This is a genomic window from Segatella copri (assembly GCF_024330485.1).
GTDB classification, from domain to species: Bacteria; Bacteroidota; Bacteroidia; order Bacteroidales; family Bacteroidaceae; genus Prevotella; species Prevotella copri_L.
In genome coordinates this window covers 1-24,718 of sequence record NZ_JANDWX010000007.1, presented here as the reverse complement: position 1 = coordinate 24,718, position 24,718 = coordinate 1, and the positions used below count along the sequence as shown (strand labels likewise).

Below are 24,718 nucleotides of genomic sequence, written 5' to 3'. Positions count from 1 at the left end.
GGCAAAAGAAAATGGCAGAAAATTGAGGAACATTCTCAATTTTCAGCCATTTATTAGCCTATCACATTGCATAGTCGGTTGATGGCTGCATCAAAAGTGGTGAGGTCTTTGGCTCGTTTTCTGATGGCTGCCTTGTAATTATAGATGGTTTGCGTAGAATAGAACAGGAGGGTGGCCAGTTCCTGACCATCCGTAATTCCCAGTCGCATCAGTGCATAGATACGCAGTTCCTTGGTGAGACTGTTAGGGGCAGGGAGAACTATCTGTTTTTCTGGCAACAGCAGTTGGTTGAACTCTTCCACGAAATTCGGATACAAGTCAATGAATGCCTTGTCGAAGCGAATATAGAAGTTGGCTGCCTCTTCTTCTGCCAGCTTGTAGCTGTTGATGGCAGTCAGAAGATCGGCAGTTTGCTTTGCCTTGATTTTGCGGCTTACCAATTTGCGATAATCATCCAGTTTCCTGATATATACGGCACTGATGTCCATAAATAAATGCATATAGGTCTCTCTTCGCTTATTGGTGTTGAGCAGCTTCTGGTTCAGTCCGTCCAAGAGTGTATTTTGGCTTTTTATCTCCCTACGGCTCTTGGCCAGGCGCTTGTTCATCTTGAACGCAAAGAAAGCCATGGCAAGGAATCCTAGCGATAGGATACTCACGATGACGAGGGATGCTGTTACGATGCGGTTCTTGCGTACTTCTGCCTGATGGTTCGTTTCTGTGATAAGGGGAAGTATGCGGGAAATCTCTACCATGCGGAGACGGTTGTTGTAGAATTGGGCATCCTCCATGGAGCAATAGATGTATTTGGAAGCCCTCTTTGCATAGGAGGCATCCTTATTATATAGATAGGTGGAAAGTTCCTGAAGAGCAAGATTCTCCTTCAGGGGACATATCTGGTCTGAAATGGCTGCTTCTACAATATACTTTTCGTATAAATCCTTTTGGTCGGTATCATAATAATAGCGGGCAATGCAATAAGCCGATGAGGCATGCACACGGCTGTTCAGAGGACTGGCTGAAAGTGCCTTCATGTAGAACTGAAGTGTTTTTTTGCTTGTGCGCTGCTTTAGAAATTCAAACTCTCCTGAAAGATAGTAATAAAGAGCGGATTCCTTGTTGCCGATATGCTCAAGAGTCTTGCCTAAATAAAAACGTTTCTTGGCTTCTAATCCTTCTTGAAACTCCGACTTGTTGCAGAAAGTTTCCCAGTAGCTATATACCCAAGTCAAGGTATAATAATAGTATTGCAATAACTTAGATGACATTTTCTCCACATCTATTGCAAGCATTAAGTCTTCTGCCTGGCTGTAGAAACCGCCTGTTGACAGCACTGCCGCACGATTGATTTTATTCAGGTTGATGAAATAATCATCCTGAAGCTGTGCTGCCAGCTGGTAGCCCTTCTTGGCGTATGTCATGGCAGAGTCGTAACGATAGGTATAATACTCCCTGTAGATCTGGTTATAGAGACTAAGCTGGCTGCGCTTGTCGGAAGTCATGTATAGTTGCTTTTTGAGTCTTAGCAGTTTCGCTTCTTTTCTTTGGGTAAACTTGCTTCGCTGAGCGATGTAACTGTCTAAACGATGGAACAGCTGTTCCTCGTTTACGGAAGAAGCATTTGCCATTAATGGCATAAACATCATTAAGAACCACAATACTACTTTCATAACTATTTAATTGTTATTGTTACTATCTAATAGGCTATAAGAAAGCCTTATAATTGTATTTTTCTGCAAAGATACTACATTTATTCCTCTTTTTACCATCTACTCTATTAAAAAGTATTAATATCTTTGATGGCTTGATTAATAGAAGGTTATAGACTTAACAAACCTAATATTTATCTACTCGTAACCTACACATGATGCCAATGTCTGAAAAATCTCCTTAACTTTGCAACCGCAATCGAATCGCATTCGGTAGCAAGTGAAATCATGTAAAACTAAGAATAAACAACTGTAAGATTATGAACTTAAGAATCCGTACATTTTCTATGGCTTTGATAGCGATGTCTGCTGCAAGCCAAGTGTATGCACTTCCTTCTGACGATTCTGAAAACAAGGAGAAAAAGGAAGAGCGTAATGTGATGCTCAACGCATCTGATGCCAACAAGCCTCGTGAAATCCAGATAGGATTGCCAAGCGAGGATGTAACCGTATATGAAAACGGTCTTCCAGCCGTTTACTCTTCTTCCGTACACAAACTCTCTGCCCATTGGCGAAGCGATGCCTCACTGAAAGGTACCGACTTGATGACTCCATCTGAGTCTGCCATTGCTACTGGTAATATTGCATACGCTGTTTCTTCTTTCAGCGAGTTGGGACAGAAAGAGTTCAAAGGTAAGCTCAACTATAAGGCAAACCATTTTGGTATGCAGAATGTAGACCTCAACCTGTCTGGTGGAATCGGTGACAATTGGCTTTATACTGCCAGTATGTATCAGAATTTCGATCCAGGTAGTTTCAAGCTTCGCTTTACTGATTATGCCGACCGTACCCAACTTTATCATTTCGGCATCACTCGCATCTTGAATGATGGAAAAGGACGTATCTCCTTATTATATAAGTATTCCAACAGCAAGAACCCTGGCAATTTTGCCAATGCAGCCCCATTTATCTATTCTGGCGACGGCAGTATCAAGAAAATCGATGGCTTTGATCCGGGTATGGACTCATACGTGCAGCGTCAAGGTTCTTTCCAATACTTGAATACAAAGTCAGGAAAGATGGAGACATGGAATATGAGCGATGGCAGTGAGAATCATGCCAACGAAATTGCCCTCATCAGCCAGTATCAGTTTGATAATGGATGGTTGTGGAAATTCAACGCCAAGTATATGAATGCTCCACGTGCCAATTATGTAGATTACGGAGGAAGTACCATCTCTCTGGTGAGCGAGGCTGATGGCTATCAGCTTTCTGATGGGTCTGCCTACAGTGGCTATATAGAAGGCCGTCGCACCTGGTTGCATGTTGGTAAGGTGAGCAATGCGCTTTTGACTACCGAAATCTCTAAGCAGTTGAACAACCATAAGTTAATGATTGGTTTGAACGAGTGGTATTACCATCTCAATTACTATTCGTCTTCGTTCCAGTGGGCAGGCACTGTAGAAGCTTATCCACGCACATTGAGCCAGATGTATGTCAATCCCCTTGATCCTACGCAGACAGCTCATCGTTCTGAGACTTTCGGTTATAATGAGTTGAGTCCAGAATACACCAAGGGTTCAGAGAACAAGTTGGCACTCTACTTTACCGACGAATGGAAGGTAAGTCCTAAGTTCAAGGTGTTCTATGGTGGTAGATTGGAGTACTACCGCATGTCTGCTGAGCAGATTTCTACTCCACGTTTCTCAGGATTTCACATGGGTAACTATAATACATATGCCACTGCTGCTGATGGTTCTGTTGTTGCTACCGAGCACAGCATCGAAGCAAAGAACGTAACCAAGGATAAATTGAATTATGCAGCCACCTTGCAGTTGACGTATAACCTTACCCGCCAGTTTGGCTTGACAGCCGATGCTACCATCGCCACTCGTTTCCCACGCATCAGCGAGTATGCAGGTACAGGTCCTACCGAGGAGCAGTATAAGCGAGTAACCATTCCATTGATTCGTGGTGGTATTTTCTACAAGAACGATTGGATTGACCTTTCTTCAATGGTGACCTACATTTCAAAGTCGAACAATATCGACCAGCAGAATCTTACCAAGCCTGGCACTACAGAGGGCAAGACCGTGTTGCTCATCTATAACATCCAGACTTTGGGTTGGACAACCTCGGCAGAAATCAATCCGTTCAAGAACTTCCACATGCATGCACTCTTCACTTATCAGAAGCCGGTGTATAAGAACTATAATGCGAGCGTAACGTTCAGTGACGGTCAGTCTATGGGTGTGAATGCCAATAATATGATTGTCAAGGAGATTCCTCAGGTTCTTATCGAGTTGGACCCTAAGTATGATATCACCAAGAATCTGAATGCCTGGTTGAGCTTCCGTTACTTCGGTAAGACCTATGCCAACCTTCAGGAGGCACTCTACTTCAATGGTCACTGGGAGACTTTCGGCGGAATCAACTGGAATGTGAACAAGAAACTGAGCCTTGGCGTGAGTGTCATCAATATCTTCAACGAGAAGGGTGCCAAGGGTACCATCAGTGGCTCAGAACTGATTACCAAGCAGGAAGCCGGAAAATATGAAGGCAAGTACATGAGTGGTAGCTATCTCCGTCCGTTTACGGTAGAATTCTCTGCAGGAATCAAATTCTAAGATAATAACGAAAGAATTATAGCGTTTAATTATAACAAAGCAATCACGTAAAAACCAAAGAATGATGAAAAAGGTATTTATGATTATCGCAGCGATGTGCATGACATCTATCATGGCATCTGCTCAAAAGACCATCAGAGTGTCAACAGACAAGACCGACCTCGTGATGCAGGTTTCTCCGAAGGGTCGCCTCTACCAAGTGTATCTGGGTGACAAGTTGAAGAATCCTTCAGATTACAATCATCTGAAGTGGGATGTATATGCTGCTTCTGATGGTTCCGTCTGCCAGCGAGGACATGAGGTTTATGCAACCTCTGGTGCTGAAGATTTCTTCGAGCCGGCAGTGGCAGTGACCCATGCAGATGGTAATATGACCACCTATTTGTATTATCAGTCTTCTGAAGAAAAGGCTATCAGTGGAGGTATTGAGACCATCATCACGCTTAAGGACAAGGTGTATCCGCTGACCGTGAAGCTCCACTATGCTGCTTATCCTAAGGAGAACGTCATCAAGGCGTGGAGCGAAATTTCTCATAAGGAGAAAGCTCCGGTTACGCTTTGGAGATATAGCTCAACAATGCTTTATTTCAAGGCAAACAAGTATTTCGTTACCAATTATCATAGCGACTGGGCTAAGGAAGGACAGCCTGAGACTTGCCAGTTGACTGCTGGTAAGAAGATTGTTGATACCAAGTTGGGTACCCGTGCAGCCATGCAGGAGGAGCCATTCTTTGAACTGGGATTCGATGAGCCAGCCAAGGAGAATGAGGGCAAGGTGATGCTTGGAACCATCGGATGGCCTGGCAACTTCCGCTTTACCTTCGAGGTAGATAACGTGGGAGCTCTTCGTGTTATTCCTGCCATCAATCCATACGCCTCTAATTATAAGCTGAAGGCTGGTGAGACGTTCACTACCCCTGAGTTTATCTTTGCCATGAGCGATAATGGTATCGGTGAGGCTTCCCGTAATTTGCACAATTGGGCTCGTCAGTATCAGGTAAACATGGGTATGGAAGATCGCCTTACGCTCTTGAACAACTGGGAGAATACAGGCTTCGACTTCAACCAGCAGAGTCTTGCAGAGTTGATGAAGGATGCCAAGGACCTGGGTGTAGATATGTTCTTGCTTGATGATGGTTGGTTTGCCAACAAGTATCCTCGTAAGGACGACCATGCAGGTCTCGGCGACTGGGAGGCTACCAAGAGCAAGCTGCCTGATGGAATACCTGGATTGGTAAGAGATGCCAAAAAGGCTGGTGTAAAGTTTGGTATTTGGATTGAGCCAGAGATGGTGAATCCTAAGAGTGAACTCTTCGAGAAGCATCCTGACTGGGTCATCATGCAGCCAAAGCGTGATACCTATTATTACCGCAACCAACTGGTGCTTGATATCAGTAACCCTAAGGTACAGGATTATGTGTTCGGCATCGTGGATCGCATCATGACGGAGAATCCGGATGTGGCTTACTTCAAGTGGGACTGCAACAGTGTGATTACCAATATCTATTCTCCATATCATAAGGAGAATCAGGGTAATTTCTATATCGATCATGTGCGTGGTATCTACAAGGTGCTTACCCGTATTCATAACAAGTATCCTAAGTTGCCGATGATGCTTTGCTCTGGTGGTGGCGGCAGAATGGATTACGAGATGCTGAAGTATTTCACTGAGTTCTGGTGTTCAGACGATACGGATCCATACGAGCGCCTCTACATCCAGTGGAGCCTGTCTAAGTTCTTCCCAGCCAAAACCATGGGCTCGCATGTAACCAACTGGAACAAGAATACCAGTGTGAAGTTCCGCACCGATGTTTGCAGTTCATGTAAGTTGGGCTTTGATATCGACCTCAAGTCGCTTTCTGGTGATGACTACAAGTTTGTGCAGAATGCTGTCAAGAACTACGATAGCATGAAGCCTATGATTCTCGAGGGCGACCAGTATCGCCTGGTTTCTCCATACGAAGGCAACCATTGTGCCATTAACTATGTAAGTAAGGACAAGCAGCGTGCCGTTCTCTTTGCATACGACTTGCATCCACGCTACAAGGAGCCTGTGATGAATGTGAAGATGCAGGGCTTGGATGCCGATAAGGTTTATACCGTAAAGGAGACCAATCTGATGCCTGGAAAGGAGTCTGATTTGGAGTGCAATGGCAAGCAGTACAGCGGTGACTATCTGATGAAGGTCGGCTTGAATGTATTCAGCCAGACAGATGGAACGAGCCATGTATTGGTATTAGAATAACGTATCAACTATTCATAATGAAAACGAAAAGCAGCAAAGTCTATAATAGGCTTGCTGCTTTTTTTTTAGGTATCTGTATCTTTTTTCCCTAATGATTTTACTTGTTTAGCGGTCTTGCCACAAACTCAGTATGAAGGGTCTCCATCGGATGCTCCTTCAGATTGATGAGGATGTTTGGCGTATTACCATTGGCGATGATCACCTTGATGCCGGCATTGGCTACATCGTGGGCGGTCTTTACTTTCGATGTCATACCGCCTCTGCCGTGGCTGCTCTTGCTGGCAAGGATGTACTCGCTGATGTCGCGGTCGTAATAAACCGATGGGATGATGCGGGTGGTAGGCTCGCTTGGGTCGCCATTGTAAATGCCATCCACATTACTTAATAGAATCAAGGTGTCGGCATTCATCATCTTGGCAATCAAGCCAGACAACTCATCGTTATCCGTAAACATCAGCTCGGTGATGCACACGGTATCGTTCTCGTTGACGATAGGGAGCACGTTGTTTTCCAGCATCACCTGCATGCAGGCCTCCTGGTTCTTGTACTGCTCTTCGGCACCGAAATTCTCCTTCATGGTCAATACCTGACCAATCTTTATCTTATATTCACGGAAAAGGTTGTAATAGAGACCTACGAGTTTTACCTGTCCGATGGCAGAGAACAGCTGGCGTTGCTCCACGCTGTCCAAATGATGGTCAACGTGCAGTTCAGCTCTTCCGGCAGCCACGGCACCAGAAGATACCAGAATCACCTCATAGTCGTGCTTTCTGAGCCAGACAATCTGGTCAACAATCGCCGACATTCTCGTTACATCCAGTTTTCCGTCTTCTCGGGTCAGCACGTTGCTGCCCACCTTTACTACGATTCTTTTTCCCATTTTATGCCGATATTTAGTTGGAGCAAGGAATCTGTTGTTTCAAATTCCTTGCCCCTTCAATCATTATTTCTTTTTATTGTCTTTTTCTCGAATCTCTACTCTTCGAATCTTGCCGGAGATGGTCTTTGGCAATTCATCTACGAATTCGATGATGCGAGGATATTTATAAGGAGCAGTCTCGTGCTTTACATGATTCTGCAACTTCTTGATGAGGTCAGGGCCCGCCATACTCTTGTATTCATCCTTCAGTACAACGGTAGCCTTGACTACCATGCCTCGGATAGGGTCAGGCACACCGGTGATGGCGCACTCTACTACGGCAGGGTGAGTCATCAGGGCATTCTCTACCTCGAAAGGACCGATGCGGTAGCCAGAACTCTTGATCACGTCGTCGATTCTGCCCTCAAACCAGAAGTAGCCTTCCTCATCACGCCAAGCCATATCGCCCGTGTGATAGTAACCATCGTGCCAAACCGATTTGGTCTGCTTTTCATCACGATAGTAATATTTGAAGAGACCGATAGGCTTTTGGTCGCCGATGCGGATGCAAATCTCGCCCTTTTCACCATCCTCGCATTCCGTCATGTCAGGGCGAAGGATGTGAACGTCATATTGTGGATTTGGTTTGCCCATGCTTCCTGGCTTTGGTTTGATCCAAGGGAAGGTTCCGAGTGTCATCGTGGTCTCTGTCTGTCCGAAGCCCTCGTAAATCTGAACACCAGTAAGTTTCTGGAAGGTCTCTGCCACGGATGGGTTCATTGCCTCACCCGCTGTGGTGCAGTATTCAAGACTGCTGAGGTCATACTTGGAGAAATCTTCCTGAATCATGAAGCGGTAGATGGTAGGAGGGGCACAGAAAGAGGTGATGTGGTACTTCTCAATCTGGCGCATGATCTTATCCGCCGTAAACTTCTCGTGATCGAAGACGAAGACGGTGGCTCCGGCAAACCATTGTCCGTAGAGCTTGCCCCATACAGCCTTGCCCCAACCGGTATCGGCTACAGTAAGATGGATGGAGTTCTCGTGGAGATTGTGCCAATATACACCCGTGGTCAGATGACCGAGGGCATAGAGGTGATCGTGTGCCACCATCTTTGGCTCACCTGTGGTTCCCGATGTGAAGTACATCAGCAGGGTATCTTCATTAGAGTTTACATGTTCTGGGCGAACAAAAGGAGCACATTCGTTCCATTCCTTCATCCAGTCGTGGAAACCTTCCGGGATATCCGGACCGATACTGATTAAAGTCTTGACAGTCGGACTTTCTGGCATAGCCTGATTAACCTGCTCTACCACGTAATCATCGCCGCAGCAGATAATCGCCTTTACGCTTGCTGCATTGTTGCGGTAAACGATGTCGTGCTTGGTAAGCATGTGGGTGGCAGGGATGGCTACGGCACCCAACTTGTGGAGACCGAGCATGGCAAGCCACCACTGGTAGTGACGCTTCAGAATGAGCATCACCTTATCATCGTGACCGATGCCGAGACTCTGGAAGTAAGCAGCAGCCTTGTCGCTCTGCTCCTTCAGGTCCTTGTATGTAAAACGGATTTCTTCGCCACGTTCACTTGCCCAAAGCAGCGCCACGTGGTCTGGCTTGATCTTTGCCCATTCGTCCATCACGTCGTAGGCAAAGTTGAAATCTTCTGGTATGATAAACTCCAGATGCTCCTTGAAGTCTTGCTCTGAAGTGAATTTTGTCTGTTTTAGAAATCTCTCGATCATAGTTACTCTTCTAGATAATTATACAAAGGAACTTGGCTGGCTCATTGTTGAGTGAGCGGAAGCAATGCGACTTTCTACTGTCGAAGTAGATGCTGTCGCCTGGATTCAGCACCATCACTTTTTCTTCGATGGTTACTTCGAGCTGTCCCTCAATCACATAATCATATTCCTGTCCGTCGTGTCCGTTCTTGTTTGGCTTCTTGTCGCCTGGCAACGGATCTACCTGTACCATGAACGGATTCACCTTTCTATCCTTGAATCCTACGGCAAGGCTCTGGTATTTATACTGGTTGTTGCGGTCTATCTCCGGTCCCTGTCCCTTGCGGGTAACATAGTATCCTTTCATGCGAGGTTCCTCGCCGAAGAGCAATACGTCGAGGTCGATGCCGTATCGCTTTGAAATCTTTGAAAGTCGATACACGGATGGGTCGGCTTCTCCCGACTCAATTTTGAGATAGTGGTCAAGACTGATTTCGCAAAGTTCAGCCACCTCCTCTGCAGGAATGTTGAGAACCTCACGGAGACCTTTCAGTCTTTCACCGATTTGCTTGATAGCTTCGTCCATAAAATATTCTTTTTATTGTTTGCTTGATAATACATCGAACAGTTGCTGATGGGCAATTTCGAAATGTAAGCGCAAAGATACGAAAAATATTTAAAACGGCTCAAAAAACTTACGTTTTTATAACTCTTTGTGCTTATAAAAACGAAAATGCTGCACAAATAAAGTAATCTGTGCAGCATTCATTGTATCATTTTCTTATTTCTTTCCTGCCAATAAACCATTGATCACTGCGCTGGTAAAGCCGCCCTGTTCCATGGTGTTGAGGCCCTTGATGGTGCAGCCGCCAGGAGTTGTTACTTTATCAATGGCAGCCTCTGGGTGTTCGCCAGTTTCCTGAAGCAACTCTACGGCACCCTTGATGGTCTGCAAGACAATCTTCTGGGCATCCTTTGCCTTGAAGCCCATCTCTACGCCGCCTTCCACATTGGCTCTTACATAGCGCATGGCGTAAGCGATGGCACACGACATAGCGGTAGCTGCTGGGAAGAGACGTTCTTCCATGATGAGGCTTTCGCCCAATTCATCGAAGATTTCTGTAATCTGCTGGATTTCTGTAGCAGATGCATCTACAGGAGTGATGAAGGTCATCGACTGCTTGTAGGCGATGGCGATGTTTGGCATCACGAGGAAGAAGGTTGGGGTGATACCATCCTTGTCCAGCCACTCCTTGATGTTGGCTGATGGCACACCGGCTGCTACCACTACGAGTTTCTGACTCTTGTAGTTGAGTGCATCCTTGATTCCCTTTAATGTCTTCTCCACGCACCATGGCTTTACTACCACGCAAATGATGTCTGCGCCGTGGCAAGCCAACTGGTTATCGAGGGTTACGCTGGCTCCTTCGCTTGCGAAGTGATCCAATACTGGTTGGTTATGGTCAGATACCGTAATATCTGATGGAGTGAACTTCTCGCTCTGCAAGAGTCCTTCAGCCATGGCACCGCCCATAGCACCTGCTCCGATAATTGTTATTTTCATTGTCGTCTTATAGTTAAAATGCAATTACGGTGCAAAGATACTACTTTTATCAGAAAAAAGAGCAGTTTATAGACGATTTTTTAAGAAAGTACGCTTGTTTACTGACGATTTTTTAAGAAATTCGCTAGTTTACTCCCATTCTGGAAGTATCTACGTCCTTGGTTCTCTTTTCCTTGTACTTGCCTATCTTATAGATGATGGAGATGAAACTATGTAAATGATATTCTAGAAATAGACAATCAAGAAGAAACACCCATATAATGGGGAAAGAAGAGATTGAAAATTTTCCCTTAAGAGATATTTTCGCTATATCTTAATCTGTAAAGTTATATCACGGCCGGTTGTTCTGACAATGCGCCTGAAGGAGTTCCTTCGGCATGAGCGTAGGCCAAGGGATGGAAAATTTCTGAGTTATGCGACAAATTGCTTGCGAAATGTAGGAAAATAAGTGAAAATACCATGAGTATATGAAGGAGATGGTGTCGCATCGTAACCTTTTTGATGGCTTTTCTGTCTAATAACTAGACAGCAGTGTCAAGTATTTAGACAGGTCATCTTATGGCCTTTTTTCTATATATTCTGATAATCAGTTGTTTATGTTTTTGGCATAGCCGTTGCCTTGCTATTTTGCAACAAATAAGAATAGTAACAACATAAAGAATAATAAGACAATGAAAAGACTTGCGCTAGTAGCATCCTTCTGTGGCATTACCATAACACAGATGATGGCACAGAACATCAACGGCGAACAGATTTCCGACACGACCCTATTTGATAAGTTCTCCAAAGAACTTGGCGAAGTGGTGGTGAAAGCTCATCTTCCTCAATATAAGAAGACCCACGAAGGACTGCTGACCAACGTGGCAGGAACCGTGCTTAGCAAGATGGGTACGGCAGAAGATGTATTGAAGCATGTGCCGAGCATCGTGAAGAAGAAAGATGGATATGAGGTGATTGGCAAGGGTACACCTATTATATATATCAACGGCAGGAAGATGCAAGACATCAGTGAGTTGGATAACATCAAATCTTCCGACATCAAGAGTGTGGAAGTCATCCAGAATCCTGGAGCCACCTACGATGCTTCGGTAAATGCGGTAATCAAAATCAAGACCATCAAGAAGAAAGGCGAAGGTTTCGGCTTTGATACTCGCTCTGTGTATTGGTACAATAAGCACGACAATACCATCCAACAGGTTAACATGAACTATCGTCATAATGGACTGAATCTCTTTGCCACTTATAAGTTCTCTGATGCAACATGGATGCAAAAGGCCACCTACAATCAGACTGTACATGTAGATACGCTTTGGCAACAGCATAACAACAACGAAGTAACAGGTCGCATAGAATCGCACCGTCTTATTAGTGGTTTTAGCTATGATTTCAATGCCAATCATTCCATTGGTGCGAGATACACCTTGACCTCGCCAGGCTATTCTCGCTCAAAAGATTTTTTCGATAGTCAGGTAACTGCCGACGGTAAGTTTTACGACTATATCAAAACCGATGGTCTGACGGTCGACAAGAACAACCCTAGCCATCAATTGAATGCCTACTACAACGGCACTTTGGGCAAGACCACTATTGACCTGAATACCGACCTCTATTTCAGTACAAACAGGGCTTATGCCTATAGCGATGAACAGAGCCAGGAGCACGATTCTCGTAACGTCAACTCCAAGAATCGTGTGAGCAATAAGATGGTAGCCACCAAACTCGTAATTACCTCTCCTCTCTTGGGCGGTAATCTCTCCTATGGAGCTGAGTATATCAATACTCATCGTAACGATGACTACGAAGTGAATCGCACCGACCTCCTCACCAACTCTTATAGCAAGTTGGAGGAGCAGACGGCAAGTCCATTCATCCAATATGCGCACCTCACCCCGATAGGAAACATCACGGCGGGATTGCGATACGAGTATGTAAGATTCAAGTATTATGATGCAGGCATCTATCAGCCCGAGCAGAGTCGCTCCTTCCGCAACCTCTTTCCTACCATCAGCTATGGTGCGAAGATAGGTAAGGTAATGGCACAGTTGAGCTATTCGGTAAAGACCTCTCGTCCTTCATATAGTCAACTGAGCAATAATGTATCTTATATGAATCGATTTACTCGCCAAACAGGTAATCCTTATCTCGACAACGAAACCAATCATAGAGTGGAATTATCGGGTGTATGGAAGTTCATCCAGTTTATGGTCAACTACAAGGACTCTCGCAATGCCATCATCTATTGGGCGGAGCAAATTCTTGATAACGAAGCAATTACCATGATAAGTCGTAAGAACGTGAAGAGTCTCAAGAGCATGACCGCCTACATCAGTGCCGCTCCAAAGATAGGCATTTGGGCGCCACAAATCAACTTGGGCATGCAGAAGCCCTGGTTCACCCTCCATACAGATGTGGCATCTTATCGCTTGAATCGTCCTATTTTCATGGGCAACTTCAACAATGCCTTCTCCTTGTCATGCGGCATCACCCTTAACGTGGATTATCGCTATCAGAGCAAGGGTAACACGATGAACGTATATCTTGCCAAAGAGCAGCATGTACTGGATGTCAGCATCAGCAAGTCATTCCTAAAGGATGCCCTTACCTTGGAAATAAAAGGCAACGACCTGCTTTATAAATGTTGGGATGCCGACTTACTCTATAACCAGAAGATGGAACTCCTGCAAGTATCTAAGCGAGGTACGAGAGACCTGCAATTCACCCTTCGCTATAAGTTCAATACCACACGTAGCAAGTACAAGGGAACTGGTGCCGGTAATGCAGAGCTGAATCGACTATAAATATCTTTTACAAGATAAAATCTTGTTATATGAGAGAGGCATGGTTTTCGCATAATGGAACCATGCCTCTCTTTTTGCTTTTTATAGTCGGAATATTCCTATTCCGCCAATTCATTATACTTCTTGAACAGATCTGCCACGCATTCGCTCTCCGTCATCTTTACGGGGAAGGCATAGGCTTGCATCACGGCTCGAGCGTTTTGGCGATGCGCCTGAAGGAGTTCCTTCGAATCCTAGATGCCGAAGTGATAGAGAGTACACTTTTCCTATAAGGGAAACAAAAAAGCAGCAAACCGCAAAGGGCTTGCTGCTCACGATAGGAGTGTTTCCTATTTCTTTTATGGGTTGAGTTTTCTTTATATCCTTATCTCAATGGGTTTATACTTCTTTTAATACGGTTTCCAATTTTTCGATGAAGTCATCGACATTCTCCTTGGTCAATACCAACGGAGGGAGGATACGAAGGATGTTGGTGCCGGCGCAACCGGTGAAGCAGTGCTGCTCGTGGATGAGCTTGCTGCGAACTTCCTTGTGAGGAATATCGAGTACGGCTCCTATCATTAAACCACGGCCACGAACCTCTGTGATATGGCTGTTGCGCTTCTGCAACTCCTTCAACTGAGCGATGAGATATTCACCAACTTCATGCGCATTCTGTACCAGGTTCTCCTTCTCGAAGACATCGAGAACGGCGAGAGCGGCTGTACATGCCAGGTGGTTGCCACCGAAAGTTGTACCCAGCTGACCATATACAGGAGTAAACTCTGGAGAAATCAATACGCCACCCATAGGGAAGCCATTACCGATACCCTTGGCTACGGTGATGAGGTCTGGCTTGATGCCCAACCACTGGTGAGCGAAGAACTTACCGCTTCTGCCGTAACCGCACTGGATTTCATCGCAAATCAGGAAGGTGCCGTATTTCTTGCAGGCAGCCTGCAAGCCCTGGGCAAACTCAGGAGTAACCATGTTGCAGCCACCTACGCCCTGAATCGCCTCGATGATACAAGCGCAGACATCGCCCTTGGCAAGTTCCTTCTCCCAAGCCTCCAAATCATTGATAGAAAGATAGGTTACGTGACCATTGTCATTGATAGGAGCGATGATCTTAGGATTATTTGTTACCTCTACGGCAAGGGAAGTTCTTCCGTGGAAAGCCTTCTCTATAGAAAGCACGCGGGTTCTTCCGTTGGTGAAGGAAGCCAACTTCAGGGCATTCTCGTTTGCCTCGGCACCCGAGTTGATGAGGAAGAACTGATAATCTTCATAACCGCTTATCTTGCCCAGACGCTCTGCGAGTTTCACCTGCAACTTGTTGATGACAGAGTTGGAATAGAAACCCAGGTTGTTCAACTGGTTGGTGAGCATCTCAACATAGTGAGGATGACAATGACCGATGCTGATAACGGCATGACCGCCATAGAGGTCGAGGTATTCCTGACCCTTGTCGTCCCATACCTTGCAGCCCTGTCCTTTTACAATATTAATATCGAAAAGAGGATATACGTCGTAAAGTTTCATGTTAAATCTATGTTTTAAGAAAGACAACTCATAGAGTTATCTTATTACAAACTATTTTTTATGATAGAAGAACGAATGATTTTTCATCCGTTCTTCCGAATTCTTTTATCTAAAATGCTGATGGCTTGAGTTTTAAACCTGCTGTCTGGTCGAGACCAAACATGATGTTCATGTTCTGAACAGCCTGACCTACGGCACCCTTCAGAAGGTTGTCGATACAAGAGGTGATAAGAAGTTTATCGCCATACTTATCCACATGAACCAGGCACTTGTTGGTATTCACAACCTGCTTCAGGTCGATAGCCTTATCTACATAGTGGGTGAACTTGGCATTCTTGTAGAACTCCTTGTAACCAGCCACGATTTCCTCGATTGGCTTGTCGGTCTTTACCACTTCTGTAGCGAAGATGCCACGGGCGAAGTCGCCACGGTAAGGGATGAAGTCGATGGCTGCATCGAGATAACCCTGTGTCTGCTTCAGACTCTCACGAATCTCTGGCACGTGCTGATGGTTGAATGCCTTGTAGATGCTCATGTTGTTGTTGCGCCAAGAGAAATGGGTAGTGGCACCTGGTTTCTGACCTGCGCCGGTGCTGCCGGTAATGGCATTGACAGATACATCGCTGTTGATGAGACCCATCTTAGCAGCAGGCAACAAACCAAGTTGAATGCAGGTTGCAAAACAACCTGGGTTTGCCACGTGCTGAGCTACGGCTATTTTTGATTCATTTATTTCTGGAAGACCATATATGAAGTCGTGAGCAGCTGGAGTTGGCTGCTGGGTAGCAACCACAGTCTCTGGAGCAAGACGGAAGTCCTGTGCCAGGTCGATAATCTTCACGTTCTCTGGAACATTGTGCTCCTTCAAAAACGCCTCGCTCTTGCCGTGACCGAAGCAGAAGAAGATGACATCCACCTGGTCGAAAGGCATCTCGGCGGTAAACTTCAAATCAGTCTCGCCATACAATCCCTCGTGAACCTCTGCCACCAGGTTGCCGGCGTTACTCTCGCTGTTGGCGAATACAATCTCTGCCTCAGGATGGTTGATAAGGAGGCGAATCAACTCACCTCCTGTATAACCAGCTGCTCCTAAAATACCTACTTTTACCATATTATCTTTCCTCGTTAGGGTGTATACCATAATAAACACGGAGTGGGGTAGAGCTTACCTTGATGAAGCCCTTCGCATCCTCTGCGGTCCAACCGTGCTGCATCTCACCATACTCACCGAGCTTAGACTTGGTCAAATCGTCTGGTGAATCGACACCAACAGTCTGGAAGCTAAATGGACGGAGCTTCAAGATGGCTGTACCGTTTACGTTGCGCTGAGAAGAAGTCAGCATAGCCTCGATATCCGGCATTACTGGCTCCAGGTACTGGCTCTCGTGGAGGAACATTCCGTACCAGTTGCCTACCTGATCCTTCCAATACTGCTGCCACTTGCTCAATGTGCTCTTCTCCAACAGGCGGTGAGCCTCGATGATGAGCTTAGGAGCTGCAGCCTCGAAAGCTACACGACCCTTGATACCGATGATGGTGTCACCCACGTTGCAGTCGCGACCGATGGCGTAAGAAGCGCCAATCTCCTCAATCTTCTGGATGGCAGCAATCTTATCATCAAACTTCTCGCCGTTGACCGCCACGATCTCACCCTTCTCAAAGGTAATCTTCAGTTCGGCCTCTTCTTCCTTGGCAGTAACGTGCTTCAGATAAGCCTCCTCAGGAAGACCCTGGGTTGGGTCGAGAATCTCACCACCGCAGATACTGGTTCCCCAGATACCTACGTTATATGAATACTTCAATTTGGTGAAGTCTGCATAGAAGCCGTGCTCGTTCAGGTAGTCAACCTCCTCCTTGCGAGAAAGCGCCTTGTCACGAGTCAATGTGATGATCTCTACACCAGGAGCCATTACCAGGAAGGTCATGTCGAAGCGAATCTGGTCGTTGCCGGCACCTGTACTTCCGTGCGCGATAGCGTCAGCACCAATCTCCTTGGCGTAACGAGCGATGGCGATAGCCTGGAAGATACGCTCAGAAGATACAGAGATAGGGTAGCAGTTGTTGCGGAGCACATTACCGAAAATCATGTATTTCAATGATTTCTCGTAATACTCGTGGGTAACATCGAGAGTGACGTATGCCTTGGCGCCCAACTTATATGCGTTTTCCTCGTTGGTCTTCAACTGCTCGGCAGAGAAACCACCTGTGTTAGCGCATGCTGCATAAACATCCCAGCCATCCTGGGTCAACTTCATTACTGTGTATGATGTATCGAGACCGCCGCTGAATGCGACTACTACTTTTTTATTTGCCATTTTATTTTATGTTTAATATGTGGTGAATAATGTTTAGATGGCATTTTTGCCAACACCTTAAATTATATGTAAGGATTTAAATTTCTGCAGATGGACCGTCAATCTTGCGGATTCTCTCAATCACTTCCTGAGGAAGCTTGATTGGCAGGTGTTCTTCTGGGTCAAAGAGCATGGCGGTGCAGATGCAGTATTTGCGGTTGGTACGATGGAGGACATCCACGTTGATGCAACCCTCGCAACCACGCCAGAATGACTCATCATCGGTCAGGTCGGCGAAGGTAACAGGAAGATAACCCAGCTGGGTGTTCATCTTCATGACAGCCGAACCGGATGTCAAAGAGAAAATCTTGGCATGAGGCCATCGCTGTCGGGCAAGCGTAAAGGTCAGGTTCTTGATGCGCTTAGCCAATCCCATACCACGGAAGTCTGGGTGAACGATCAAACCTGATGTGGTGACATAGTGCTTGTTGCCCCATGTTTCGATGTAGCTGAAACCAGCGAACTTTTCACCCTGGAGAGCGATGACCGCCTTGGCTTCGCGCATTTTGGTGGCAACATACTCTGGTGAACGCTTGGCGATACCAGAACCACGCTTTTTTGCAGCTTCTGCAATTGTAGTCAGAATGGTGTCGATGTACTTGATGTGACTTTCGTCAGCCACCATTACTTTAACTTCTGCTTCTTCCATTTTTTCTCTTCTATCTTAAAATGTTTTTGTTTTAATATTCTTTCTTTATATATATAATTAAGGTGTATGTTTTGCATAAAGATGCAACTACCTTATACATATTTATGGTGAACGTCTGGAATTACCTCTGCTAATGCATTGATGATTTCCTCTTCTGTTGTCCCTTTCTTCTTAACCAGAAAGATCGTGTCATCGCCAGCGATGGTTCCCAGAATTTGAGGAATATCACTATTATCTATATTATAGGCAATGCTGCTTGCATATCCCGGACGGGTTTTGATCACGACCATGTTTCCAGAGAAGTTGATAGACTGGAATCCGGTATTCACCATCATCTTGCTCACTGGAATATGGTTTGATACTCTCTTATATAATGTATCGTTGGGCAGAACATACGCATATTTTCCACTCGAAGATGCTGCCTTTGCCACCTTGAGCAGTTTTAAGTCACGGCTCAATGTGGCTTGCGTAATCTTAAAGCCTTCTTTGTGAAGAGCCTCCAAAAGTTGGTCTTGCGAACTCAACTCTTGACTTGATATAAGCATCTTCAAAGTTTCCAATCTGCTATTCTTTGCCTTCATATGCTGTATTTTTATTCGTTTAACGGCTGCAAAATTACAATATATTTTGCAAATAGCCAAATAAAATGAAAGAAAAATGCATAAAATAACATTATTTTGTCTTTTGTTATGTATGAATATAGAATAAATATGCATACATTCAGTTATTTTATACAGATTTTCTACACAAGGCTTTTGATGCAAAAAAGCCTTTTTTGTCTATTTTAAGCTAATTATTGTAAATTATTGAAAGAAAGTCTACGAAAACCGCATCGGTTCAATTAGTTTTTGTTATCTTTGCAGACACAATTCTTTGATTATAATCAACTTGATATAAAAAAACCTTTAGAAGATGGAAAAAATGAATGTTAAACCAGCAGAAGGTAAGCTGGGAATCTTGGTTGTTGGTTGTGGCGCAGTAGCTACTACCTTCATGACCGGTGTTTTCATGACTCGTAAGGGACTTGCGAAGCCAGTAGGTTCAATGACTCAGTACGACAAAATTCGTGTTGGCAAGGGTGCAGACAAGAAATATTTGCACTATAAGGACATCGTTCCACTTGCTGACCTTAATGATATCGTATTCGGTACTTGGGATGTTTATCCGCAGAATGCTTATCAGGCAGCTATGTATGCTGAGGTATTGAAGGAAAAAGATATCAACCCTGTACGCGAGGAGTTGGAGAAGGTAGTACCAATGAAGGCTGCATTCGACAAGAACTATGCAAAGCGTCTTGATGGCGGCAATGTGAAGGATTGCAAGACCCGCTGGGAGATGGTAGAGGCTCTTCGTCAGGATATCCGCGACTTCAAGGAGAAGAACGGTTGTGCCCGTATCGTTGTTATCTGGGCAGCATCTACTGAAATCTACGTTCCTGTAGATATGGAGATTCATGGTACATTGGCAGCACTTGAGGCTGCAATGAAGGCTGACGACCGCCAGCATGTAGCTCCATCCATGTGCTACGCTTATGCTGCTTTGACAGAGGGTGCTCCTTTCATCATGGGTGCTCCTAATACAACTGTTGATATTCCTGCTATGTGGGAACTCGCAGAGAAGACCAAGATGCCTATCGCCGGTAAGGACTTCAAGACAGGTCAGACTCTTGTCAAGAGTGGTTTTGCTCCTATCATCGGTACCCGTTGTCTCGGCTTGAATGGCTGGTTCTCTACCAATATTCTCGGCAACCGTGATGGTCTCGTTCTCGATGAACCGGCTAATTTCCATACCAAGGAGGTAAGTAAACTCTCTACTCTTGAGACAATCCTGAAACCAGAAGCTCAGCCAGATCTCTATGGTCATGGTAACGACGAAGATACTCAGTACTATCACAAGGTACGTATCAACTATTATCCACCTCGCAACGATAACAAGGAGGGTTGGGATAATATCGATATCTTCGGCTGGATGGGTTACCCAATGCAGATTAAGATTAACTTCCTCTGCCGCGACTCTATCCTTGCTGCTCCATTGCTGCTCGACCTTACATTGTTGAGCGATCTTGCAGCTCGTGCAGGCCGTTTCGGAATCCAGCGTTTCTTGAGTTTCTTCCTCAAGGCACCTATGCACGATTATACTAAGGGTGAAGAGCCTGTAAACCATCTCTACCAGCAGTATACGATGCTGAAGAATGCTATCCGTGAGATGGGAGGTTACGAGGCCGATGAGGAAATCGACTAATTAGGTTATTTCATTTAATATTACACCTTATTATATATAAGGCATTAATTTATATCATGGCACACCTTTGGAATGTTAGAACATCTCTCCATAGGTGTGCCTTTTTGTTTATTTATATAGAAAGTAGACATGGATTCGGTAACGAGTTTTATTTATGGTATGAGCATGATGTTCTTCTCCATGATGGCTTTCCTGTTTTGGAGAAAAGGAAAGGAGATGCTCTTTCGGATGATTATGTGGCTCATGATCGTGGTCGACCTACAGTTGGTAAAGGACATGGTTTTCTTTCTGATTTATGGTTTTGACAACGAGCATGCGTGGTATCTTACGTCTTCGTTGGATATGATGATTATTCCGTTCTACAGCTTTGTGTTGATGGAACTGGTGAAGCCGGGCTGGTTCAGATGGGTGAAAGCTTTGATGCTGGAATTGCCTTTCCTCTTGTTGCCGGTGTTCTATATTTTTACCCATAATATCATCTGGTTTTATGTGCTTTCTGTCTGGGGAGCCATTTATGGATGCTCTACCTTTATATTGCTTATCTTTATGATTCGGAGGTATCACCGCCAGCTGAAAGAGCGCTTTTCTTATCAGGAAAATATTAATCTGAATTGGCTTCTTGCCATTCTCAATACCTTCTTCCTGATTCTGTTTTTATGGACGTTGAGCTGTTTCGTTATTAATGTGGATTACGACAATATCTATATGGTAAGCTCTCTGATACTCTGGATGCTGATAGATTATTTTGTTTATAGGCATGAGTCTGTGATAGAAGAGTTGAGCGATATTGAAATTGTACCGTTAGAGCAGAACGAAGTAGATGTCTCGGGGATGGCTGCTGAGGTGCAGCGGTTGTTCGAGGAAGATAAAATCTATCTCAATCCGAAACTGAAATTGTCTGATGTGGCGCTGGCTGTAGGTACGAACCGTACTTATCTGAGTCGCTATTTTAACCGGCAGAATGGGCAGACGTTTTATGATTATGTGAATACTTATCGTATACAGTATGCTGAGAATTTGTTGAAGTCAACGAATTATCCTTTGCCGGAAATCGCCATCAAATCGGGATTTAATTCTATTTCTACGTTCAGAAGAGTATTTTTTGCCTCTTTTGGTTGCTCTCCTAATAAATATAGGGCAAATGCGTAAGTTGTTGATGTGTAGGCTGTTCTGAAAAATCAGTGCTACACTGAAAAATGTCAAAAGACACTTTTTGTCCGTTTGAAACTTATTTTTGCTATTTTGAAACCATGGTTTTCATTTTTTTTTCTATCTTTGCACCATAGAACTTTTTGAAGAGAATATAACTCTAGCATTTACTTTTTCTAGGAATAAAAAATAAAGGTTGGCCAACCCGTTGAGGGCAAGCCAACCTTTCTCATTATGTATGTTATTCTTTTTGTTTTTTACTTTATTCCCGGTTCTCGTTTTCATTATTCCTTGTTGCTGCCTCCGAAGATGCGGAGCAAGTAGAGGAAGAGATTGATAAAATCGAGATACAGGGTCAAGGCTCCGATGAGTGCCAGTTTCTGTGCGCCCTCGCTCATGTCGTATTGTGTCTGGAGCATCTGCTTGATCTTCTGACTGTCCCAAGCGGTCAAGCCAACGAAGATGGCTACGCCGGCGTAACTCAAAATGTAATCAAATCCCGAACTCTTCAAGAACATGTTTACTACGGTAGCGATAATCAGACCAATCAGCGCCATGAAGAGTATTTTTCCTAAAGAGGTCAAATCCTTCTTGGTAGTGTAACCATAGAAAGCCATCGCTCCGAATGTGCCGGCTGTAATAAAAAATACCTTGGCAATACTGGTCATCGTATAAACTACGAATACGGATGAAAGCATGGCACCATTCAAAACCGAGTAGACGATGAAGAGTAGGGTGGCCGTAGTCAGGGAGAGTCTCTGTAGGGCACCAGTAATGATGAATACCAGGGCGAGCTCTGCGATAATCAAGCCAAAGAGCAAGCCGCGGCTTGTCATCAAGGTCATCAGCAGGGTAGGACTGCTAGCCACACCATAGGCAGTAACGCCCGTAATCAGGAGAGCTAAGGTCATCCATGTATACACTTTGCGCATCAAAGCAGAGAAAACACCGCTTATACCTCGCTCTTTCTCATTAACAGCAAAGCCATTGCTCTGCTGGTTGTTCTGACTATTTATCAGATTGTACATTTCCTTTTCTGTCATAATTCTATTTTCTTTTGTTATTTATGGTCTATTGAATAATATAATAAGCGCAAAGATAATGCCAATTATTGAAACGAGCGATTATCTCTGCGCTTTATTAACATTTATTCCGTAATTTTACGTCATTCATTCCTTTATTTAAGGGCTATCTTCTTTACGGCTATCTGTTTTCCGCCTCGTGTTACCTCTACGGCTACAGTCCCATTTATTGGTGTGCGAAGCTGTTCTGTATCAGATTTTGCCTGTTTCTGAAGTGCCAGGACACCTGAGGTTCCGTATATTCTGATGATGTCGTTCTGTTTCAAACCCTTTATCAGGATATGATAGTTGCCGCTAGGAATGATGGTGATGTCTGACTTCATGTCAGTCTCCTTTCGGTTGAAACTGATCTGCCATTGCCATCTTAATCTCTTATCTTCTTTTTCTTCTACCAGTCTCATACGCTATTCGTTTTATTTCGAATGCAAAGATACGTCTTTTCCGTTTTCTACCTATGCGATTTGTGCGATTTGCGTGGATTCGGGAAATAAAGTGCGAAAAAATCATGGAATCATTCGGCAGAATATCTCCGAAGGATAAGAACATAACTCCGAAAGATAGCAAAATATCTCCGAAGGATAAGAAAATATCTCCGAAAGATAGCAGAATATCTCCGAAGGATAAACCAAGATGACAAATGTAGGTACTCCGATGACGAAGATATTGAAACTGGGTTGTGGCAACGAGGTGAAGGGTGAAGGGTATATTTTAAATCTTATATTATATTCTTTTTAGGGTTTTTCCGATTTTTGACCCTAGGGTACCCCTTTAATTTTCCCTTGCCGCGCGTATATATAAAAAAGAGTTTTCAAACCTTCACCCTTCACCTTTTTATTTAACGTTTTATGTGTCAAATAGTTATAGGTGAAGGGTGGTGAAGGGTGTTTCTTGCTTTTTTATAAACATATTTTAAGAATCCACTCCGTTTTTACATATTTTAAGCGTTTATTTTCGATTCCGAAATGGGTATCTTTTTTAGAGAGTCCTCTTTTTTTTATGATTTCTTTCTGCAGAAACTCCTAAAATCCCAGCCTAATCGGTATCCCTGATGTATAATCCGTTAAAATATTATCAGCGAAATAAAGTTAATGGCTATGGGTAAGCGTAAACTTCTAAACGTGAATTAATGTGAAATCATTAGCAATTTTTCTTCAAGTTTCGTCCCACACGCCCTTTCAGAGCGTGTGGTGCAAACTTGCGAATGTTCAATCATTAACAATTATTATAGTATACGCTTGCGTATACGCCTAAGTGTGTGCATAGGCAAGCGCATATATACAATAATGTAAGCAGCTAAAATCTCTTGTATAAAGTCTTTATAGATGTTAAAAACTAACTGAAAAAGCAACTTTTTTGCGAAAAGATTTGGTGGAATGAAAAATAGTTAGTACTTTTGCACTCGCTTTTGAGAAATACACTTTCTCTTAGCAACAAAAGAAAGAGTTCTTTGAAAGATTTTACATAAACAGACAAGTAGTACAAGAAGCGGTTAACTTCTTAGAAATAAGAAAGTTGACTGGGTAAAAGAAACGAACCGTCAAGCAATTGACAAGTCAGGTTTACTAAGCTTCAATAAACGAAAAAGGATATTCGTCCTAAGTACAGACAACAAACACCGACTTTCTTCTTCGGAAGAAATGAAGTAAAAATGATATTTTACAATGGAGAGTTTGATCCTGGCTCAGGATGAACGCTAGCTACAGGCTTAACACATGCAAGTCGAGGGGAAACGATATTGGAAGCTTGCTTCCGATAGGCGTCGACCGGCGCACGGGTGAGTAACGCGTATCCAACCTGCCCACCACTTGGGGATAACCTTGCGAAAGTAAGACTAATACCCAATGACGTCTCTAGAAGACATCTGAAAGAGATTAAAGATTTATCGGTGATGGATGGGGATGCGTCTGATTAGCTTGTTGGCGGGGTAACGGCCCACCAAGGCGACGATCAGTAGGGGTTCTGAGAGGAAGGTCCCCCACATTGGAACTGAGACACGGTCCAAACTCCTACGGGAGGCAGCAGTGAGGAATATTGGTCAATGGACGAGAGTCTGAACCAGCCAAGTAGCGTGCAGGAAGACGGCCCTATGGGTTGTAAACTGCTTTTATAAGGGAATAAAGTGAGTCTCGTGAGACTTTTTGCATGTACCTTATGAATAAGGACCGGCTAATTCCGTGCCAGCAGCCGCGGTAATACGGAAGGTCCGGGCGTTATCCGGATTTATTGGGTTTAAAGGGAGCGTAGGCCGGAGATTA

Annotated in this window: 16 protein-coding genes, 1 rRNA gene and 1 pseudogene; 6 read left to right on the top strand and 12 right to left on the bottom strand. The window is 44.4% G+C overall.

The window, feature by feature from the left end; translation table 11 throughout:
• Positions 1 to 53 precede the first annotated feature (53 nt).
• The gene (locus tag NNC77_RS05980) at positions 54 to 1,670 is read right to left on the bottom strand and encodes a DUF6377 domain-containing protein (protein ID WP_254970257.1); all 1,617 of its coding nucleotides are present in this window, start codon (positions 1,668 to 1,670) and stop codon (positions 54 to 56) included.
• A 326-nt stretch (positions 1,671 to 1,996) separates the two neighbouring features.
• Between NNC77_RS05980 and NNC77_RS05975 the strand changes: the two genes are divergently transcribed.
• Together NNC77_RS05975 and NNC77_RS05970 are read left to right on the top strand one after the other, a co-directional pair.
• Positions 1,997 to 4,276, top strand: coding sequence for a TonB-dependent receptor (locus NNC77_RS05975; RefSeq protein WP_254970266.1), 2,280 nt, complete (start codon positions 1,997 to 1,999; stop codon positions 4,274 to 4,276).
• 64 nt (positions 4,277 to 4,340) lie between these two features.
• Positions 4,341 to 6,521, top strand: coding sequence for an alpha-galactosidase (locus tag NNC77_RS05970; protein ID WP_254970267.1), 2,181 nt, complete (start codon positions 4,341 to 4,343; stop codon positions 6,519 to 6,521).
• 109 nt (positions 6,522 to 6,630) lie between these two features.
• Here NNC77_RS05970 and proB read toward each other — a convergent pair.
• The 4 genes and pseudogenes from proB to NNC77_RS05950 form a co-directional block, all read right to left on the bottom strand.
• A pseudogene (gene proB / locus NNC77_RS05965) lies at positions 6,631 to 7,401 on the bottom strand (glutamate 5-kinase); the annotation flags it as partial.
• Between the two features lie 63 nt (positions 7,402 to 7,464).
• Positions 7,465 to 9,126, bottom strand: a complete 1,662-nt coding sequence (locus NNC77_RS05960; protein ID WP_254970258.1) for an AMP-binding protein — start codon at positions 9,124 to 9,126, stop codon at positions 7,465 to 7,467.
• A gap of 10 nt (positions 9,127 to 9,136) precedes the next feature.
• A complete protein-coding gene (locus tag NNC77_RS05955) occupies positions 9,137 to 9,691 on the bottom strand; it encodes a helix-turn-helix domain-containing protein (RefSeq protein ID WP_117587364.1) in 555 nt (184 codons plus the stop codon).
• 195 nt (positions 9,692 to 9,886) lie between these two features.
• A complete protein-coding gene (locus NNC77_RS05950) occupies positions 9,887 to 10,669 on the bottom strand; it encodes a pyrroline-5-carboxylate reductase family protein (RefSeq protein WP_006847541.1) in 783 nt (260 codons plus the stop codon).
• A 671-nt stretch (positions 10,670 to 11,340) separates the two neighbouring features.
• Between NNC77_RS05950 and NNC77_RS05945 the strand changes: the two genes are divergently transcribed.
• Positions 11,341 to 13,467 carry a TonB-dependent receptor domain-containing protein gene (locus NNC77_RS05945; RefSeq protein ID WP_254970259.1) on the top strand — a complete coding sequence of 709 codons (2,127 nt, stop codon included), beginning with the start codon at positions 11,341 to 11,343 and terminating at the stop codon, positions 13,465 to 13,467.
• 378 nt (positions 13,468 to 13,845) lie between these two features.
• Here the strand turns inward: NNC77_RS05945 and NNC77_RS05940 are convergent, their stop codons facing one another.
• From NNC77_RS05940 to argR, 5 genes are all read right to left on the bottom strand, one after another.
• Complete coding sequence (locus tag NNC77_RS05940) at positions 13,846 to 14,988, bottom strand: aspartate aminotransferase family protein (protein WP_254970260.1); 1,143 nt, start codon at positions 14,986 to 14,988, stop codon at positions 13,846 to 13,848.
• Positions 14,989 to 15,097: 109 nt separating this feature from the next.
• The gene (gene argC / locus NNC77_RS05935) at positions 15,098 to 16,099 is read right to left on the bottom strand and encodes an N-acetyl-gamma-glutamyl-phosphate reductase (protein WP_254970261.1); all 1,002 of its coding nucleotides are present in this window, start codon (positions 16,097 to 16,099) and stop codon (positions 15,098 to 15,100) included.
• A gap of 1 nt (position 16,100) precedes the next feature.
• Positions 16,101 to 17,303: an argininosuccinate synthase gene (locus tag NNC77_RS05930; protein ID WP_254970262.1), complete on the bottom strand. Its 1,203-nt coding sequence runs from the start codon at positions 17,301 to 17,303 to the stop codon at positions 16,101 to 16,103.
• 76 nt (positions 17,304 to 17,379) lie between these two features.
• Positions 17,380 to 17,991 carry a GNAT family N-acetyltransferase gene (locus NNC77_RS05925; RefSeq protein WP_022121132.1) on the bottom strand — a complete coding sequence of 204 codons (612 nt, stop codon included), beginning with the start codon at positions 17,989 to 17,991 and terminating at the stop codon, positions 17,380 to 17,382.
• Between the two features lie 92 nt (positions 17,992 to 18,083).
• A complete protein-coding gene (argR, locus tag NNC77_RS05920; protein ID WP_117587358.1) occupies positions 18,084 to 18,572 on the bottom strand; it encodes an arginine repressor in 489 nt (162 codons plus the stop codon).
• 331 nt (positions 18,573 to 18,903) lie between these two features.
• Between argR and NNC77_RS05915 the strand changes: the two genes are divergently transcribed.
• Both NNC77_RS05915 and NNC77_RS05910 read left to right on the top strand, forming a co-directional pair.
• Positions 18,904 to 20,232 carry an inositol-3-phosphate synthase gene (locus NNC77_RS05915; RefSeq protein WP_119236858.1) on the top strand — a complete coding sequence of 443 codons (1,329 nt, stop codon included), beginning with the start codon at positions 18,904 to 18,906 and terminating at the stop codon, positions 20,230 to 20,232.
• A 129-nt stretch (positions 20,233 to 20,361) separates the two neighbouring features.
• Positions 20,362 to 21,381, top strand: coding sequence for a helix-turn-helix domain-containing protein (locus NNC77_RS05910; RefSeq protein WP_203069446.1), 1,020 nt, complete (start codon positions 20,362 to 20,364; stop codon positions 21,379 to 21,381).
• 284 nt (positions 21,382 to 21,665) lie between these two features.
• On the opposite strand, the gene NNC77_RS05905 is transcribed toward NNC77_RS05910, so the two are convergent.
• A complete protein-coding gene (locus tag NNC77_RS05905) occupies positions 21,666 to 22,424 on the bottom strand; it encodes a Bax inhibitor-1/YccA family protein (RefSeq protein WP_022121137.1) in 759 nt (252 codons plus the stop codon).
• A 134-nt stretch (positions 22,425 to 22,558) separates the two neighbouring features.
• On the bottom strand, positions 22,559 to 22,864 hold the full coding sequence (locus NNC77_RS05900) for a hypothetical protein (RefSeq protein ID WP_203069445.1): 306 nt from the start codon (positions 22,862 to 22,864) through the stop codon (positions 22,559 to 22,561).
• Positions 22,865 to 24,121: 1,257 nt separating this feature from the next.
• Between NNC77_RS05900 and NNC77_RS05895 the strand changes: the two genes are divergently transcribed.
• Positions 24,122 to 24,718, top strand: a 16S ribosomal RNA gene (locus tag NNC77_RS05895); the annotation flags it as partial.